The sequence below is a fragment of the Micromonospora sp. NPDC005171 genome (assembly GCF_040608575.1).
In the GTDB taxonomy this organism is placed as follows: Bacteria; Actinomycetota; Actinomycetes; order Mycobacteriales; family Micromonosporaceae; genus Micromonospora.
On the sequence record NZ_JBEXIM010000013.1, the window covers coordinates 92,087 to 107,179 of the forward strand.

Genomic DNA, 15,093 nt, shown 5'->3' on the forward strand with positions numbered 1-15,093 from the left:
CCTGCGGCGTCCACCTCCGGCCGGGTGCTGCTCTTGGCCGGCGGAGCAAGCGTGTCGACGATTCAGTGGGCGCAGGAGTTGGTGCTGTAACGGAGACCGGCTGTATCCGGCCGGTGGAGCTCCCACGCCGCCATCAGAAGGAAAGCGATGCCACCGGCGCTGCAACGGAGACCGGCCGTCTCCGGCTGGTGGAGCTCCGGGGCAACCTTATCGAGGAGATCCCGCCCGGCCTGCTGCAACGGAGACCGGCCGTCTCCGGCCGGTGGAGCGGGTCAACGAGATGTACTGGGCGTCGGCCGGCCGCCCGGCTGCAACGGAGCCCGGCCGTCTCCGGCCGGTGGAGCAGGCGGTTTCCTCCCAGGCGGTGCGGAATGCGACGACGCTGCAACTGAGACCGGCCGTCTCCGGCCGGTGGAACTCCGCCGGCGACCAACTGCGCTTCAACGGCCAGCAGCTGCAACGGAGACCGGCCGTCTCTGGCCGGTGGAGCCAACGCCCACGAGCAGGGCGTCCGCCGTCGGCGCAAGCTGCAACGGAGACCGGCCGTCTCCGGCTGGTGGAGCAGACGAGCCCCGGTATCGAAGCGCTTGACTTGATTGCTGCAACGGAGACCGGCCGTCTCCGGCCGGTGGAGCCGGGGAACCCGGGCACGTTGACGGCGAGTGCGGCGATGCTGCAACGGAGACCGGCCGTCTCCGGCCGGTGGAGCGGTCTACAACGGCGTCACGGCCGTGCTGCGGTTCGTGCTGCAACGGAGACCGGCCATCTCCGGCCGGTAGAGCCCTTCTTGAGCTGCGCAAATAGACGAACATCAATGTGTCAGGGCTTGCCTTTTGCCTGCTATGCCGGTTCTATCCTGGTTCTCTGGTTCGGAACCCCGCGCCTGCGGCGTGGTCGCGAACGGTTCCGAACCACAGAGGCGACGCGGGTCTGCTGGTGATGGCGCGCTTCAATTGTCAAGGTCCGTGGCCAGGGGTGGGCGTCCGTGGGTGGCGAACCGCTGCTGGCGGGGGAGGTACCTGTGCGGGGCACATCAGGCATCCCGAGCCGTCAACTCTGCGATGTCAGCGCTGTGTGGGACGTGGCCAGATTAGCTCGGACCCTCCTTGACTGCCGAAGCGGCATTAAGGTGATGCGCTGCTTTGGCCTGGTCGGCTTCGCGTGAGCGCATGGTGCGTGGGCTGGTTCTGCCTGGCGATGGTCAGGTTGCTGGATCCGGTTGTAGCTGGCTTCGTCTGGATCCCGACAGTGTCACACCCTGGGTGTACGACCTGGAGTCGATGAGGCTGTCTCCCGATCGACTGTTGGTCCGGCTCCATGAGTTCGGGTGGGCAATGCTCCCGAGGTGGCTCGATGACTCGATGAGGAGTGTGTGTGACGTCTTTTGACGCGTTCTTCGAGTTGGCGTCCGGTGAGGTGCCGTACGGGTATCAGGCGCGGTTGGCGCATGACGGTTTGCCGGCGGTGGTTCAGGCGCCGACGGGCGCGGGGAAGACGGGCATCATTCTGGCGTGGCTCTGGCGGCGGCTACATGGTCCCGATCCGGCCGGTACGCCGCGGCGGTTGGTTTTTGCGTTGCCGCAACGGTCCTTGGTAGAGCAGGTGGCGCGGGAGACCGAGAGGTGGTTGGCAAACCTTGGGTTGTCCGAGAGGGTTGCGTTGCATGTGGTGATGGGTGGGGCGGGTGAATCTCAGCGGCGTTGGCGGTTGGAGATGGATCAGCCGGCGATTCTGATCGGTACGGTGGATTCGCTGGTCAGTAAGGCGCTCAACCGTGGTTATGGCATCTCTCGGGCCATCTACCCGATCGACTTCGCCCTGGTCGTCAACGGCGCCCAGTGGGTGATTGATGAGATCCAGTTGTGTCCGGAGTCGACGACGACGTTGCGGCAGCTCGCGGCGTTCACTCGCGCGGGTGGTGTGGGGTCGTGGCCGATGGCTGAGCCGGCCGGTCTGACGTGTATGTCGGCCACTGTGTCCGCGCGTCTGCTCGACACGGTGGATAACCCGGCCCCGGTTGAGTCCGACGTGGTGCGCGTCGAGGCGGGTGACCGGGTCGGGAAGTTAGCTGTCCGGTTGAACGCGAGCCGCACGGTTGCCCGGCTTCCGGTGGAGCCCGGCGACTACGCGTCGATTGCGGCGGCGGTGCTGCGGCGGCATCGGCCGGGCACCTTGACCCTGGTGGTGTTGAACACGGTCGCCGCGGCACGCGGTGTGCACGCGGCCCTGCGGGGGGAGTCGGTGCCCCTCACGTTGTTGCATTCCCGGTTTCGGGGGGTGGAGCGGGAGCGCTTGGCGGAGGCGGTCGGTGCCGAGCCTTCGGGCGCTGGTCATGTGGTGGTCGCTACTCAGGTGGTCGAGGCCGGGCTTGATCTTGATGCGGCGGTGTTGGTCACCGAGGCGGCTCCGTGGCCGTCGATGGTGCAGCGGGCGGGGCGGTGTAACCGGCGGGGTCTGCTAGCGGATGCGGAGCTGTGGTGGCTGCCGCCGGTCAGGCACCTGCCGTATGAGGAAGCGGATGTGCGCGCGAGCGTCGCAGAGCTGACGGTGCTGGAGGGTGTTGCGGTGACGAGTGAGGATCTCCTCGGCCGCGATGTGCTCGTGACGGAGCCTGAGGTCACCGTTCTGCGCCGGGCGGATCTCCTCGCGCTGTTCGATACCGCACCGGATCTGACCGGGGCGGATCTGGATGTGGGCCCGTATGTGCGCGACGCTGACGATCTTGACGTGTTGCTCGCATGGGCGATCTGGGCACCCGTGGACGCCAGCGGGCGGCCGGCGGCAGAGGCGAAGGCGCCGGAGGCGAGGTGGCGCTGCCGAGTGCCCCTCGGTGAGTTGCGCGCTCTCGCGAAACGCGTCGCGGTGTGGCGCTTCACGCAGGTGACGGGTCAGTGGACGCGGGTCAGTGATCGGCAGTCGGCCCGTCCGGGTGAGGTGCTGGTGGTCGCGGCGAGCGCGGGCGGTTATGACCCGGAGTCCGGGTTCGATCCGTCGGTGCGTCGGCCGGTGCCGGGTTGCCCCTCTCTGGACCCCGTGCCCGTGCCCGTGACCGGTATGGACCAGGCGGCCGGGGTGGAGGACGCGTATCAGCAGGATGATGCCAGCGTCGCGCAGCCGCAGTGGGTGAGCCTGGAGCAACACAGCACGGACGTCCGCGCCCAAGCGCGGGCGTTGATCAGCGGCATCAACCCGGCTCTTCCGGTGCCGGTGCGGCACGCCGTGGCCGTCGCCGCGTACGCGCATGACGCGGGGAAGACTCATCCGGCCTGGCAGGACGCTCTGTGCGCCCTGGCGCCGCCGGATGAGCGTGAGCACGTCGAGGGTGGGCGTCCGTGGGCGAAGTCTGCCGTCGCCGGCCGGTTGGCCTACGCGGGTGGGGTCACGAACTTCCGGCACGAGTTGGTGTCGTTGCTGCTGTTGGATGGTCCGTTACGTGGCCTGCTCGCTGACGTTGAGGATCCGGATCTGGTGCGGTATCTGGTGTTGGCTCATCACGGGAAGCTGCGGGTCCAGGTCCGCGGGCCGGATGACACCGACGACGACCGGCTGCTCGGGTTGAAACGCAACGAGGTGGTGCTGACCTCGGACCTGCTGGGCCAACCAGGGGGCACGTTGACCGTCGATCTGGATCAGTTCGGCCTTGGCGGTGCCCGGTCGTGGACGCGGACCGCTCTTGGTTTGCGGGATCGGTACGGGCCGTTCGTGCTGGCGTACCTGGAGACGTTGGTGCGGATCGCCGACTGGCGGGCCAGCGCGAACCCGGGGACAGCCGCGTGACCCGGCACGTGTTGGCGGGGCTGCGTCCGACGCCGTTGAGCGCGTACCTCGCTGGTCTTGGCCTGTTTAGGGTGCTGGGCGAGCAGGCCGACCCGGAGGTGACCGCTTGCTGGAGCGACGACGGGCTGGTGCTCGACACGACGGTGCCGGAGCTCAGTGGGTGGTTGGTGGATCGGTATGTGCCGACGCCGGTGCTGAGCCCGTGGAACGAGGGCAGCGGTTTCGGGGTGAAGGACAAGACCCCGAAACAGGCCCTCGACGCGTTGGTCGCGCATCCCTCGCCTCGCCTCGACGCGTTCCGCGCAGCGGTGGTGACCGCGACGTTGGTGGGCGAGCGGTCTCGTTCGCAGGGGTGGACGAAGGAACGCACGATCCGCCAGTTCCGTAACCGGGCCCCGGACGCGTTGCTGCCGTGGATCGACGCCACGGTGGTCCTCGTCGGCGACCAGAGTTACTTCCCGCCGCTGCTGGGCTCGGGTGGCAACGACGGCCGGTTGGAGTTCTCCACCTCCTTTCACCAACGGTTACTCGAGGTTCTCGGGGTTACGCCGGTGCAGGTCGACCGCTCTGGTGCCCTCGCCCAGGATGTACTCACCGGTCAGGAGGTGGTGCCGCTGAGTCGGGCGTCCGCGGGTCAGTTCGACCCGCTGTCCGCTGGTGGGCCGAACTCGTCGCCGTTCGGTGCGGCGGAGGCGATCGTGAATCCGTGGGCGTTCGTGCTCATGGTCGAGGGGGCGTTGTTCTTCGCCTCTACCGCCGTGCGCCGCCATCAGCATCAGGTGGGGCGGGCGGCGATCCCGTTCACGGTGGCCGCTACCCCGGACGGGTCGACGAGCGGCGCCGCCGGTGAGGTGAGCCGGGGTGAGATCTGGGCGCCGCTGTGGGAGCGGCCGTTCAGCCTGCCCGAGACCCTGCAACTGTTCTCCGACGCCCGCGCCGCCTGGCGCGGCCGGCCTGCCCGCCGGGCCGTCGAGTTCTACGCCGCCACCCGCAGCCTCGGCGTCGCACGCGGCGTCGACGCCTTCGCCCGCTTCGGTCTGCACCAACGCAACGGCCTCGCGCACGTCGCGGTGCCCTTGGACCGGGTGAGGGTCGTGGACCGACCGGAGGTACGCCTCGCCGCCCGGTTGGAGGACTGGGTGTCCTGGGTACGCCGCGGTTCGGGCACCGGCTCGGTCGGGGAGAGGTTGCGCCGCTTCGACACCGCCCACCTCGCTTACGTGCGCGACGGGGGAGCGCTGCCGTTGGCCCGGCTCCTCGCCTCGGTGACCGACCTCGAACAGGCCGTCGGCCGCAGCGGACGCACCCGCGACGCTGTGCCCGTGCGGACACCACCGCCAGCGGGCGAGTTCCTCCAGGTGCTCACGGCGGCCAGCCGCGCCGAACTACGGATCGCGGTGGGCATAGCCTCCGCCGCCACAGCGGCCCCCCGGCAGGAGGCGCGGACCATGCGTCACCTGCTGCTGCCCGTCGACCCGCACCCGCGATGGCGTGCCAGCTCGGTGGTACCCGGGTTCGGACTGCGTCCGCTGCGCCATGTCCTGACCGACGTGCTGCTGTGGCGCAGCCGCACCGCCGTGGACGAGCCCAGCGAGCAGACGTTTCGCGGCTCGCCGACTTTCCGCCGCGGCATACGGGTTCCTCTTCTCGACCTGCATGCCTTCGCCACACTCGGGCGCCTCGACGATGATGCCTTGGACCTGTGGCTACGCGCCTGCCTCGCCCTGCGCTGGGACGGCGTCGAGCACACCTGGGCCGACCCCGACGAACCCGTGGTCCCGATCGCCACCCTCGGGCTCCTTCATCCCCTGGCCGACGGCATTGCACCCCCACGCCGCACCCAGGGTGACGTGCCCCGGTGGGCGCTCAGTCCGGACTGGCCCGCCCGGCTCGCCGCCGGACACATACCCGCGGTGCACGCCGAGGCCGTCCGCCGGCTCCGCCAAGCCGGCTGGCACGCGGTCCCGGCGCCGGCACAAATTCCCTTTGATGGCCATGCGCTCGCGGCGGCGCTGGTCCCCCGCTGCCGGCAACCTCAACGACTGCTGCGCCGCTACTTCGGCGCCCCGATCGCCTCTGACGAACCGCGCGAGAGCGCGCACGCCCCCGAACTCCTGAAGGAGACGTTGTGACCAAAGCCCGCACGGTGATCAAGGCCGACCTGCGTCCGCTCATCGGATCCCGGTTCCAACCCGCCGGGTTCCCCGACCTCGGCGCCGCGGAGTTCGACTCCACCGACGGGAGGGCGCTGCTGGTCGAGTCCACCCAGTCGATGGCGAACCGCCTGGAGTCGACGACCTGGGACGACGCCCGCGCCGAGCAGCGTGAAGAACTGTCCGGTCTGCCGTACGTGCGCGTCGTCGACGGCGACGGCGCGTTCCTGTCCTCCAGCCGGCTTGAAGCACACCGGTTGGCCTCCGCGTATGTCATGAACGGCGCCGTCGACGGCGTCAAGGGCGAACAGTGGATGCGCGAGCGCCTCGGACTCACCGCCGGCCGACCGCTAGACCACCGAGCGGTGGCCCGCGCCTGCTTCGCGCTCGACCCGGTGTCCCTGATTCACGGCGTGTTCTTCGCTCGCAAGGGGTGGCCCTGGCAGCCCCGAATCGCCCGCGCGGTCACCAGCTTCATCGAGGCATACGACGTCCGCCCTGCGGTCAGCGGCGGAGTCAAACGCGACGTGGTGATCAACGAGGCGAAGGACGGCGCGACCGCCGAGGGGTACGGGACGGTGCCGCACCACCGGGTCGAGTACACCGCGAAGCAGATCACCGCCTACTTCTCCGTCGACCACGCACAACTACGCTCCTACGGCCTGTCTGACTCTGCGACCGCGCTGTTGGAAGCACTCGTCGACTTCGAAATCGGCACCCTGCTCGACGGCGGACTCCGCCTGCGAACCGCCTGCGACCTGGAAGTCGTCGGCGTAGAAGGAGAACGACCGGACACCGCCGAAGCCACCCGCCGCTTCGCCAAAATCGTTCAGGAGTGCGGCGACCAGCTCGGCCCCGTCACCACCGCCGTCTGGACCGGACGGGGCAAGGGATGACGATCACCCTCGCGATCCGCTTCCCCCTCGGCCGCTACCACGCCACCGCCTGGGACCGCAGCGTCAACGAAGGCGCCGTCGAATGGCCACCATCACCATGGCGGCTCCTCCGCGCGCTCGTCGCGACCTGGTACACCCGCTGGCCCGACCTCCCCGCCCCCACACTCGACCAAGTCCTCCACACCCTCGCTGACCTGCCCGCCTACCAAACCCCACCCGCAGGCCCCGGCCACAGTCGCCACTACCTGCCCGACACCGACCACACCACCGGTGCCACCGGATCTACCGACCTCACCCTTGATCCGTACCTTACGGTCCCACGGGACGAGGACCTGCTCATCCAGTGGCCGGCGACCCTCACTGATGAGCAGCGGAACACCCTCGCGAAACTCGTCGAGCTGATCCCCTACCTCGGCCGCGCCGACTCCGTCTGCGAAGCCCGCCTCCTCGACACCAACCCTGAACCCGATGACACCTGGTGGCGACCGGCGGCGGCCGGGAGCGAAACCGTACGGCTACTCGCCCCAGCTGGACCGATCCGCCGGGCAATCCTCGAAACGACAACCCTGGAAGTGCGCAAGGGACGCCGCACCCTGCCCCCCGAAACACGCTGGGTCCGCTACACCCGTAAACCCGCTGAACCATCAGCACCCACGAAAGAACGCGACGTCGACAGTGGTGTCACCGCGATCCGCTTCGCTGTCACGTCACGTGCACCGTTCAAGGCCACCCACGCCGTCCTGCTCGCCGACAGAGTCCACCAACTCGCAGCGACAAAAATCGACAGCAACCGGCCTGTTCTGTTCGGGAAACGAGGCGCGGCCACGAACCACCAGCACGCCCACTGGATCCCCATCCCCGCCGGAGCGCAGGCCGGTGCCACCGTGACCAGCTTCGTCGTCTGGGTACCCAGCGGACTCATGCTCGACGAAATCAGCCACCTCATCGGCATTCGCAATGCCTCCGGACGCCGCGGCGACTACCAGGTCAAAGGCCTTCCCGACGTAAAGCTGATGCTGCAAGCCACCGGCAGCGTCCAGCAAGTAGCACCAGAGCTGTGCGGGCCCGCCCGCCGATGGCGCAGCCTCACCCCATACCTCCCCGTCCGATACCCGAAACGCCAAACCCTCGACGAGTACATCACCGCCGACATCCGAACCGAACTCGGATACCGGAACCTGCCGCCAGCAGGCGTCACCCGCCTCAGCCCGGAAGAAGGCCTGTCCGACCGATGGGCGTTGACCTACCGCCGATACCGGCAATCGGAGAAACTCGCCCACGCCCGCCGTGGACTCGGACTACAGCTGGAGTTCGACCAGGAGCAGCCGGGGCCCATCCTCCTCGGGCAACTGAGCCACTTCGGATACGGCATCTTCCTGCCCGAACATACTTAGGCCGCGAAGACCGAAGGGCGACAAGGAATCCGCTGAGGAAGACCTTCGCCGGAGGGTGCAGCCACGGGAGCTCCTTTCGGCGACCCGAACGCCCTGTCGCTGGCGTAGGACGCAGACGAGCGCTTGCTTGGCGCTGATACCCGCACGAGCATGAATACCTCGGCTATCCCCTCTTAGGCGCCGTACCCCATCGTGGTAAACAAGCCAAGGCCGCTGCGACGGAGACCGGTCGTCTCCGACCGGTGGAACGCGAGGAGTACTACGCCTGGGGCGGAATCCTCGTGGAGCTGCAACGGAGACCGATCGTCTCCGACCGGTGGAACCAGCTGCTCCCGGATCCAACCGTACGCGGGCACGGTGCTGCAACGGAGACCGGTCGTCTCCGACTGGTGGAACCGATGGCTCTCTTACGGTGATCAGGACGACACTCATGCTGCAACGGAGACCGGTCGTCTCGACCGGTGGAACCAGGCCGGAGGGGGGTTGTAGGCGCGGCAGGTTTCGCTGCAACGGAGACAGGTCGTTTCCGACCGGTGGAACCACCCGGTGGCCATTGCTCCCGCCCGTAGATACATCGTGCTGCAACGGAGACCGGCCTTCTCCGACCGGTGGGACTTTGCAAGGCGCGCACGGCCGCCTCGGTCTTGGCCCCGCTGCAACGGAGACCGGTCGTTCCCGACCGGTGGAACGTCTCGAAGCGGATGTCGGTGCCGACCTGGCGGGTGCGGCTGCAACGGAGACCGGTCCTCTCCGACCGGTGGAACCGGGGATCCGGCGGACCAGCGTGTTGCGCTGCCAGATGCTGCAACGGAGACCCGTCGTCTCGGTGGAACGCTGCGGCTAGGCCGGTTCGGCGTGGACGGCCACCAGCTGCAACGGAGGCCGGTCGTCTTCGACCGGCGGGACTACCTGCGTACCACGGACGGTATGCGCCTGGAGGCGCTGCAACGGAGACTGGTCGTCTTCGACCGGTGCAACCCCCACGTGTCGGTCACGGCCGCGTTCCGGGTCGGGCTGCAACGGAGACCGGTCGTCTTCGACCAGTGCAATACGACCAACCCGGACGAGCCGATGCACTGGCTGCGGCAGCTGCAACGGAGACCGGTCGTCTTCGACCAGTGCAACGCCGGCAATCCGGTTCTCACCGGCGGCCATGATCTCGTCGCTGCAACGGAGACCGGTCGTCTTCGACCGGTGCAACGCTTCGTGAGCTGGGCCAATAGATGGGTGCTTACATCGTTGGGCCTGCGTTGGTGCCCGCTATACCGGTCTCGCGCAGGTTCTCTGGTTCGGAACCCCGCGCTTGTGGCGTGATCGCCTACGGTTCCGAACCGGCGGAGGCGGCAGGTCTCTGCTGGAAGTGGCGAGCTTCGTTTGTCAAGGTTCATGGCCGGAAGGAGTTGGCCGGGCATCTCAACGATCTGACTTCATGTTCCTCTGAGTGCCGGTGTAGTGCTGGCTGACCCGCACGATGCGCCCATCCGGGTCCTTGACTTCGAGGACGTCCTCTGGGTTTCTCGGACTGCGTTCGACGTCCAGTCCGAGCCGTCGTGCCACGTCGGCAAGTAGGCCGACCGTGATATGCACGCTGACCGATGCGGTGTCGATCGGAGTGTTCGCGGCCTGTTGTTGAAGTAGTAGCCCTGGGCCGACGTGGGCGGTGCCGGAACGTACGGGGATGTCGCGGCCGGTGAGCTGAGCGTAGAACGCCGCTGATCGGGTGAGGCTTCGGGCGACGAGGATGACAGCTGCTTCCGGTCTTGCGTCTTCGTCCGCTGACTCGATGGCACTTGCGGGGTTGCCTGCCGTGTGCACATCCAGGGTGTCATGGCGCCTGCCGGGCTGTTCGTCGGCGCGGGTAAATGGAGAATGAAGTATCGCCGCGTCGATGAGGACGGTCTGACCGTCGCTGAGCTGCAGTCGTGCGCGGAGAACACGGTCGTCGAGCGCATCGAGGTCGGCGATGCGGAAACGGCGCCCGTCAGGGAATTCGTGCAGTTTCGAAGAACCCTTGTTGGTGTACGCGGTGAGCAACGTGAGCTGCAGCTCATCGCGCAGGTGACGTGGCGGAAGGTTCGGCCAGTGACCAAGGTCCACCATCTGCCCGTGGCTGTGCTGGGCAATCTTGGTGAGGTAGGCGGCGTCCTGGACGGTGAGCGCGAGATCGCCGAGCCAGTCGATGCCGTGCAGAGCCCCGAGTATCGCGGCGGTCATTGATGCCAGTGTGTCGGTGTCGGCTTTGCGCAGGAACGCCGCAGTTAGCAGGCCGCCTTGAGGGCGGGCAGCGAATCTACTTGCTAGGTAGATGGCGGCTGCTGCGGTGACGGTGCCGGAGCCATTAACCTTGGGGTCGGTGCACCCAATTCGTTCGAGGGTGGTCTCGGGGTTGCTCATGGCGCCTTGGTGCAGCGAGTCCGCGATGATCTCCAACAGTTGCTGTGTTTCTTTGTTGGTGTCGCGCCAGGCTTCGGCGAAATGGTCGAGCTCACTGCTATTGGCCCAGCCTGCAGGCAGTTCCGAGAGGATCTGGTCGGCGTCGATCAGGCCGCCGGCGGCGGCTTCGATGCTGTCGCCGAATCCGTGGGTGGCTTGTGTCTGGACGGCGTGTCGTAGGGCGAAGGCGTAGACGAGCGCGCCGACCAGGGCTCGGGGATGCCCGTGAGTGGTGATGCCGTCGCGCACGACGCGCTGGATGAGGGCGCGAGGGCTATCGGCCCACAGCACGTGGGGGGCGATGCGCATGGCGATGCCGTTAGCGCCGGCGTTGCGGTATCTGGCCAGTGCGTCTTGAGCGCGGGCCGACTTTCCAGCGTCCCAGGGTGGGCGGCCGGAAGCCCATGCGCCGGCCGCGCGCAGTACTGCTCCGCCGCCGCCGCGCTGGTAGAGCAACCAGGTCGGGAGTTCGGCCTCGGTGAGGCGCTGCCACCAGCGGTCGCCGGCCAGGCAAGCCCGTGCGGTGGCGAGTAGCAGCTGCGTGTCGTCGCTGTATTCGCCCGCCTGGACAGGGTCGCGGTAGCGGCTGGAGTAGTGGCCAGCATGGCGGATCCAGCTACGGAAGGTCGGTTGCGGCTTAGCGCGGTCGCGCTCCTTCTGGCCGCCGACCAGGCCGCCGCGGGGTTCCTGCGGCCAGCCGAGCGCGTCGCCGACTGCGGCGCCCAGGAACATGCCTGTCGCGACCTGCGCATCGAGGCGGGTGTTTCCAGTCATCATGCCGCCTTGGGAGACCAGGGGGTCTCGCTGAAGTATTGGCTGTTCTGAACAGCGTCGGTGATCTTCCACTTGTTGAACATGTCGGGTGAGATCACGTAGTTCACGTGGTCGGGCGGGGCTAACCTAAAGCGGTCCAAACGTCCGTATTCCTCTTCTGCAGCTGCCTTGCTGGGGAACACGATCGCACGGATCGCCGACATTGGCACCGGCGCAACGACCAGCACTTCGGCTTGTACGTCGGTCGGGCTGCCGGGGTCGTGGTTCGGGCCCCGGGTGTATATCTTCTGCCCAACCACGGTCCCCGCATAGCAGGCGCGCAGGCCGCCGACACCCGGCCGGGCGATGCCGGCCGCCGCAGCGGCGTTGCGCGGACAGAACAGCGTGCCCAAGGCTGCGGCGACCATTTTATCCAAGAGCAGGCAGACCCAGTCAGGGTAGTTCAGAGACGCCGCCTTGCCCTTGGCCTTGTCGAAGTAGAAACCATTCGGGTATTGCAGGCTGCAGCACACTCGGTCGGGCCGTCCGTCCAACCGTTCCAAATCTGTGGCGCTATAGCAGGCCCGCACGTCCTGAGCCAGGTCAGCGACACTGCGCAGGAGGCCGTCGCGGATGATGTGGGGCAGATTTCGTGCCGGGGTGAAGTGGGCCAGCCGGGCAAGTTTCATCTCCGCCAGCTCGGCGGCGACCGCGAGGTCGAGCGGCCCGGTCATCGGGCCACCGTCACCTGGTAGAGACCCAAGCCGGCTGACGGGAGTAACGGGGTCAGCTCACCGGTGTGGGTGATGATGAGTTCGTCGCGGGCGCGGGTGACGCCGACGTAGAGCAGTCTGCTCTCCCTGGCGGCGGCCTCGTCGTAGCCGAACGCGGCCACCGTCTCGGGGTCAGGGCACCGATTGGCCCCGCAAAACGGCAGGAACACCACGTCGAACTCCAGGCCCTTCGCCGAGTGATAGGTGCCGGCGTATACCCCTGCGGTGATCTCCCACTGGTCGAGGCCGTCGTGCAGCGCGCGGACTCCGGGGATGCCCCGCGAGGCCCTGCGGGCTTCGGCGCGGGTACGGGTGAGGATTCCGACCCGGGACACTTTTCCGAAGCTGGCCGCGTTCGCCGCGACCGCCGGAGCCTCGACCTCGGCCGACGGGTACCGGACCAGAGTCGGCTTTGCGCCGGCCGCTCGCTGCGGTGCCCGCGGCTCGACCAGGTCGGCCGAGTCCTGGAAATGCGGCATCTCGCTCATCCCGATGGCGAGCCGGGCGATCTCCGGGCTGTTGCGGTAGTTGTCGAGGAACTCCTCGGTCTTGGCCACGGTCAAGCCGCAGGACCGCCAGGACACCCGCTGCCCGTAGATCTGCTGGGCGTAATCAGCGAACAATGTCAGGCTGCCATCGGCGGGGATAGCCGCTGCGAGGGAGCGGATCGCCTCCGGCGACAGGTCCTGCGCTTCGTCGACCACGATGTGTTTGTACCGGCGCGGCTGCGCGTCGTCGGCGAGCGCCGCCCGCACCGCGGACGGCACACTGGCCCAGTCGTAGGGCAGTCCGGCGCTCGTGCGGGCGGCGAGATAGCTGGTGCGGATCGCCCAGACTGCCTGCCGCTGCGACTGCTGCAGTGGTTCCATCCGGCCAATGCGCCGCACCGCGAGGTAGTCCGCGGGCGTGGCCAGGCCGTTACCGTCGATCCACTCCAGTTCGTCGAGGAAGAAGTCGGTCGCCCGGTCGAAGAACGTGCTCGGGCGGTAGGTGGCGGCCGTGGTCTTGACCGCCTGCTCGACGTAGTAGCGCCGCTGGCTCGGGGTCGCGATCTGGTGGTTGCCCATCCGGCCACGGGCGGCCAGGTACCCGCGGCCGAACCGGCCGTACGTCTCGACCGTAACCCCCGGCAGGCCGGCGGCGAAGTGCCGCAAGTAGGCAACCAGCGAATTGGTGTAGGTCAGCAAGAGCGTGGGACCGCTATTTTGGGTCCGCGGGTCGGCCAGATGCGCGGCACGGTGCACGGCCATTACAGTCTTGCCCGTGCCAGCGGTGCCGAGGATGACGTGGTGCCCTCGCCCAGCCATGTAGACCACGTCGTGCTGACGGCCCTGCGGCGTCGGGAGGCTCATCTCACTCCCTGTAGATCACCGGCGGGCGGGAGATGCCGCCGAGAGGCCTACGACTCTACCAACGGATCCATAGTCGACACCCACCTCAACCGTCACAGGCATGGCGAGAGTGCTCGTGAACGTCGAGAGATGATCACGAGCGCCAGCCAGGGAGTGTTCAGACCGGCGGTGGTCGCGTGGATCTGCCGATCACCTTGCAGTTGTTGAGGTGCCGGGGCTGCCCGCCGGATCACCGCCCTCACCGATGAGATGACCACTCTCGACCGCAGGTGACACCAGGGGTGGCAGTCGACGGTTTGTCGCCACACGGTGCGGCGAGAAGGAGGCGAGAACACCATAGTGACCCTTATGTAAGTCGAGCGTGAGCCTGCTCCGTTCATGTGTCCGTGAGGACAGCTTCCAGTCAGGCGGGCTGCGGCGTAGATCGAAGTCGGCCGAGCGGGTGCAGCTGTCGACGTTGTGGCGCGTAGCTGACCATTCAGTGGTGGGCCTCCGGTGAATGGTTCAGCGTCAGCTCAGGACAAGGTCGATGTATGCGGGATCGTGGTCGGACCCGTCACCGCTGATCTGGGTGCGGCGCATCACGTGCGCGGCGGTGACAGTCAGGTCGGGGGTCGTCCAGATCTGGTCGTAGAGGGCGAAGGTGGTGATGCCCTTTGCCCGGTGCCGGTGTGTCCACATGGTGGGGGACAGGTCGGCGAACTTGTCGTCGACGAGGGTCTCCTTGCGGTTGGGGCCGGCGATCGTGGTGCCCCGTTGGATGTGTTCGGTGAGGTTCGCTTGTTGCAGGGCGGTGAGGGTCGCGGCTGCAGGGGCGTCGTTGAAGTCGCCGGTGACCACAACGCGGCGGGTCAGCCGCTGCCGGCGCAAAATCTTGGCGATCGCCGTGGCTTGGTCGCGGCGTCGTTCGGCAATAGCTTGGCGAGCGGCTGTGACCTCGGCGGGGCTGAGGGCGTGTTCATCGGTGATGAAGTTGCTCTTGAGGTGGTTGACCAGCACGTGCAACGGTTTACCATCCGGGGCGGCGATCTCGGCTTGAAGCAGGTCGCGGCCGAACACCGGCTTCCCATCAGGGTTGGGCCAAAACCGCCAGGAGCTGATACGGGTGATCGGGTGGCGGGAGCAGATGGCAACGTCGATGCGGCGAGGGTCGTTGCCCTCCACGACGACCCGGTAGCGGTAGTCGATGCCCAGCGGGCGCAGGTCGTCGCGGTGGAACGTGTCGAGGGCGTCTTGGTCTTCGACTTCCTGCAGGCACAGCACGTCGGCGTTCAGGGCGGCGATGCGTCGTGCGATCCACGCCCGGGCTTTCGGGTCCTTGCCCTTCACGAGTCTGCCGCGGAAGGTGCGCAGAATCCCGCTCATGTGGGTGCCGTCAGGCAGGACCACCTCGACCACTGACGGTTGCTCGCTGCTCGGCCCGCCTGTTGCGTCCGGCGTAGCGTCGGTGGCGATCTCGGCGAGCGGGGGATTGGCCACGGTCCGGGAAAGCTCTGCCTGGAACGACCAGCGGGAGAACAGGTTGTTGGCGTTGAACGTCGCGATCCTCACAGCTACCGCCC

9 protein-coding genes and 1 CRISPR repeat array are annotated in these 15,093 nt (G+C 67.6%); of the genes, 5 read left to right on the forward strand and 4 right to left on the reverse strand.

The window, feature by feature from the left end:
* Positions 1-83 precede the first annotated feature (83 nt).
* Positions 84-782: a CRISPR direct-repeat array (repeat unit 37 nt; unit sequence GCTGCAACGGAGACCGGCCGTCTCCGGCCGGTGGAGC).
* Positions 783-1,374: 592 nt separating this feature from the next.
* The 5 genes from cas3 to ABZU74_RS18255 all read left to right on the forward strand — a co-directional run bounded on the left by cas3 (position 1,375) and on the right by ABZU74_RS18255 (position 9,534).
* Positions 1,375-3,777, forward strand: a complete 2,403-nt coding sequence (cas3, locus tag ABZU74_RS18235; protein WP_355424865.1) for a CRISPR-associated helicase Cas3' — start codon at positions 1,375-1,377, stop codon at positions 3,775-3,777.
* The gene (gene csx17, locus ABZU74_RS18240; RefSeq protein ID WP_355424867.1) at positions 3,774-5,909 is read left to right on the forward strand and encodes a type I-U CRISPR-associated protein Csx17; all 2,136 of its coding nucleotides are present in this window, start codon (positions 3,774-3,776) and stop codon (positions 5,907-5,909) included. Before cas3 ends, csx17 begins: the two co-directional genes overlap by 4 nt.
* Positions 5,906-6,826: a type I-U CRISPR-associated RAMP protein Csb1/Cas7u gene (gene cas7u / locus ABZU74_RS18245; RefSeq protein ID WP_355424870.1), complete on the forward strand. Its 921-nt coding sequence runs from the start codon at positions 5,906-5,908 to the stop codon at positions 6,824-6,826. The genes csx17 and cas7u overlap by 4 nt, the downstream gene beginning before the upstream one ends.
* Positions 6,823-8,220 (forward strand): type I-U CRISPR-associated protein Csb2, encoded by a 1,398-nt coding sequence (gene csb2 / locus ABZU74_RS18250; protein ID WP_355424873.1) that lies wholly within the window; start codon positions 6,823-6,825, stop codon positions 8,218-8,220. Before cas7u ends, csb2 begins: the two co-directional genes overlap by 4 nt.
* An 855-nt stretch (positions 8,221-9,075) precedes the next feature.
* Positions 9,076-9,534 (forward strand): hypothetical protein, encoded by a 459-nt coding sequence (locus ABZU74_RS18255; protein ID WP_355424876.1) that lies wholly within the window; start codon positions 9,076-9,078, stop codon positions 9,532-9,534.
* Between the two features lie 99 nt (positions 9,535-9,633).
* On the opposite strand, the gene ABZU74_RS18260 is transcribed toward ABZU74_RS18255, so the two are convergent.
* The 4 genes from ABZU74_RS18260 to ABZU74_RS18275 form a co-directional block, all read right to left on the reverse strand.
* On the reverse strand, positions 9,634-11,427 hold the full coding sequence (locus tag ABZU74_RS18260) for an ADP-ribosylglycohydrolase family protein (RefSeq protein ID WP_355424878.1): 1,794 nt from the start codon (positions 11,425-11,427) through the stop codon (positions 9,634-9,636).
* Positions 11,427-12,140, reverse strand: a complete 714-nt coding sequence (locus tag ABZU74_RS18265) for a DarT ssDNA thymidine ADP-ribosyltransferase family protein (RefSeq protein ID WP_355424881.1) — start codon at positions 12,138-12,140, stop codon at positions 11,427-11,429. Before ABZU74_RS18265 ends, ABZU74_RS18260 begins: the two co-directional genes overlap by 1 nt.
* Positions 12,137-13,531, reverse strand: coding sequence for a 3'-5' exonuclease (locus ABZU74_RS18270; protein ID WP_355424884.1), 1,395 nt, complete (start codon positions 13,529-13,531; stop codon positions 12,137-12,139). The genes ABZU74_RS18265 and ABZU74_RS18270 overlap by 4 nt, the downstream gene beginning before the upstream one ends.
* Positions 13,532-14,041: 510 nt before the next feature.
* Complete coding sequence (locus ABZU74_RS18275; RefSeq protein WP_355424887.1) at positions 14,042-14,929, reverse strand: endonuclease/exonuclease/phosphatase family protein; 888 nt, start codon at positions 14,927-14,929, stop codon at positions 14,042-14,044.
* Positions 14,930-15,093: the final 164 nt, after the last annotated feature.

Bases quoted from the DNA above. Each gene is read 5' to 3' on its own strand.
- csb2 (WP_355424873.1), top strand. From the start codon at position 6,823: ATGACGATCACCCTCGCGATCCGCTTCCCCCTCGGCCGCTACCACGCC.
- ABZU74_RS18265 (WP_355424881.1), bottom strand. From the start codon at position 12,140: ATGACCGGGCCGCTCGACCTCGCGGTCGCCGCCGAGCTGGCGGAGATG.
- ABZU74_RS18260 (WP_355424878.1), bottom strand. From the start codon at position 11,427: ATGACTGGAAACACCCGCCTCGATGCGCAGGTCGCGACAGGCATGTTC.
- ABZU74_RS18270 (WP_355424884.1), bottom strand. From the start codon at position 13,531: ATGAGCCTCCCGACGCCGCAGGGCCGTCAGCACGACGTGGTCTACATG.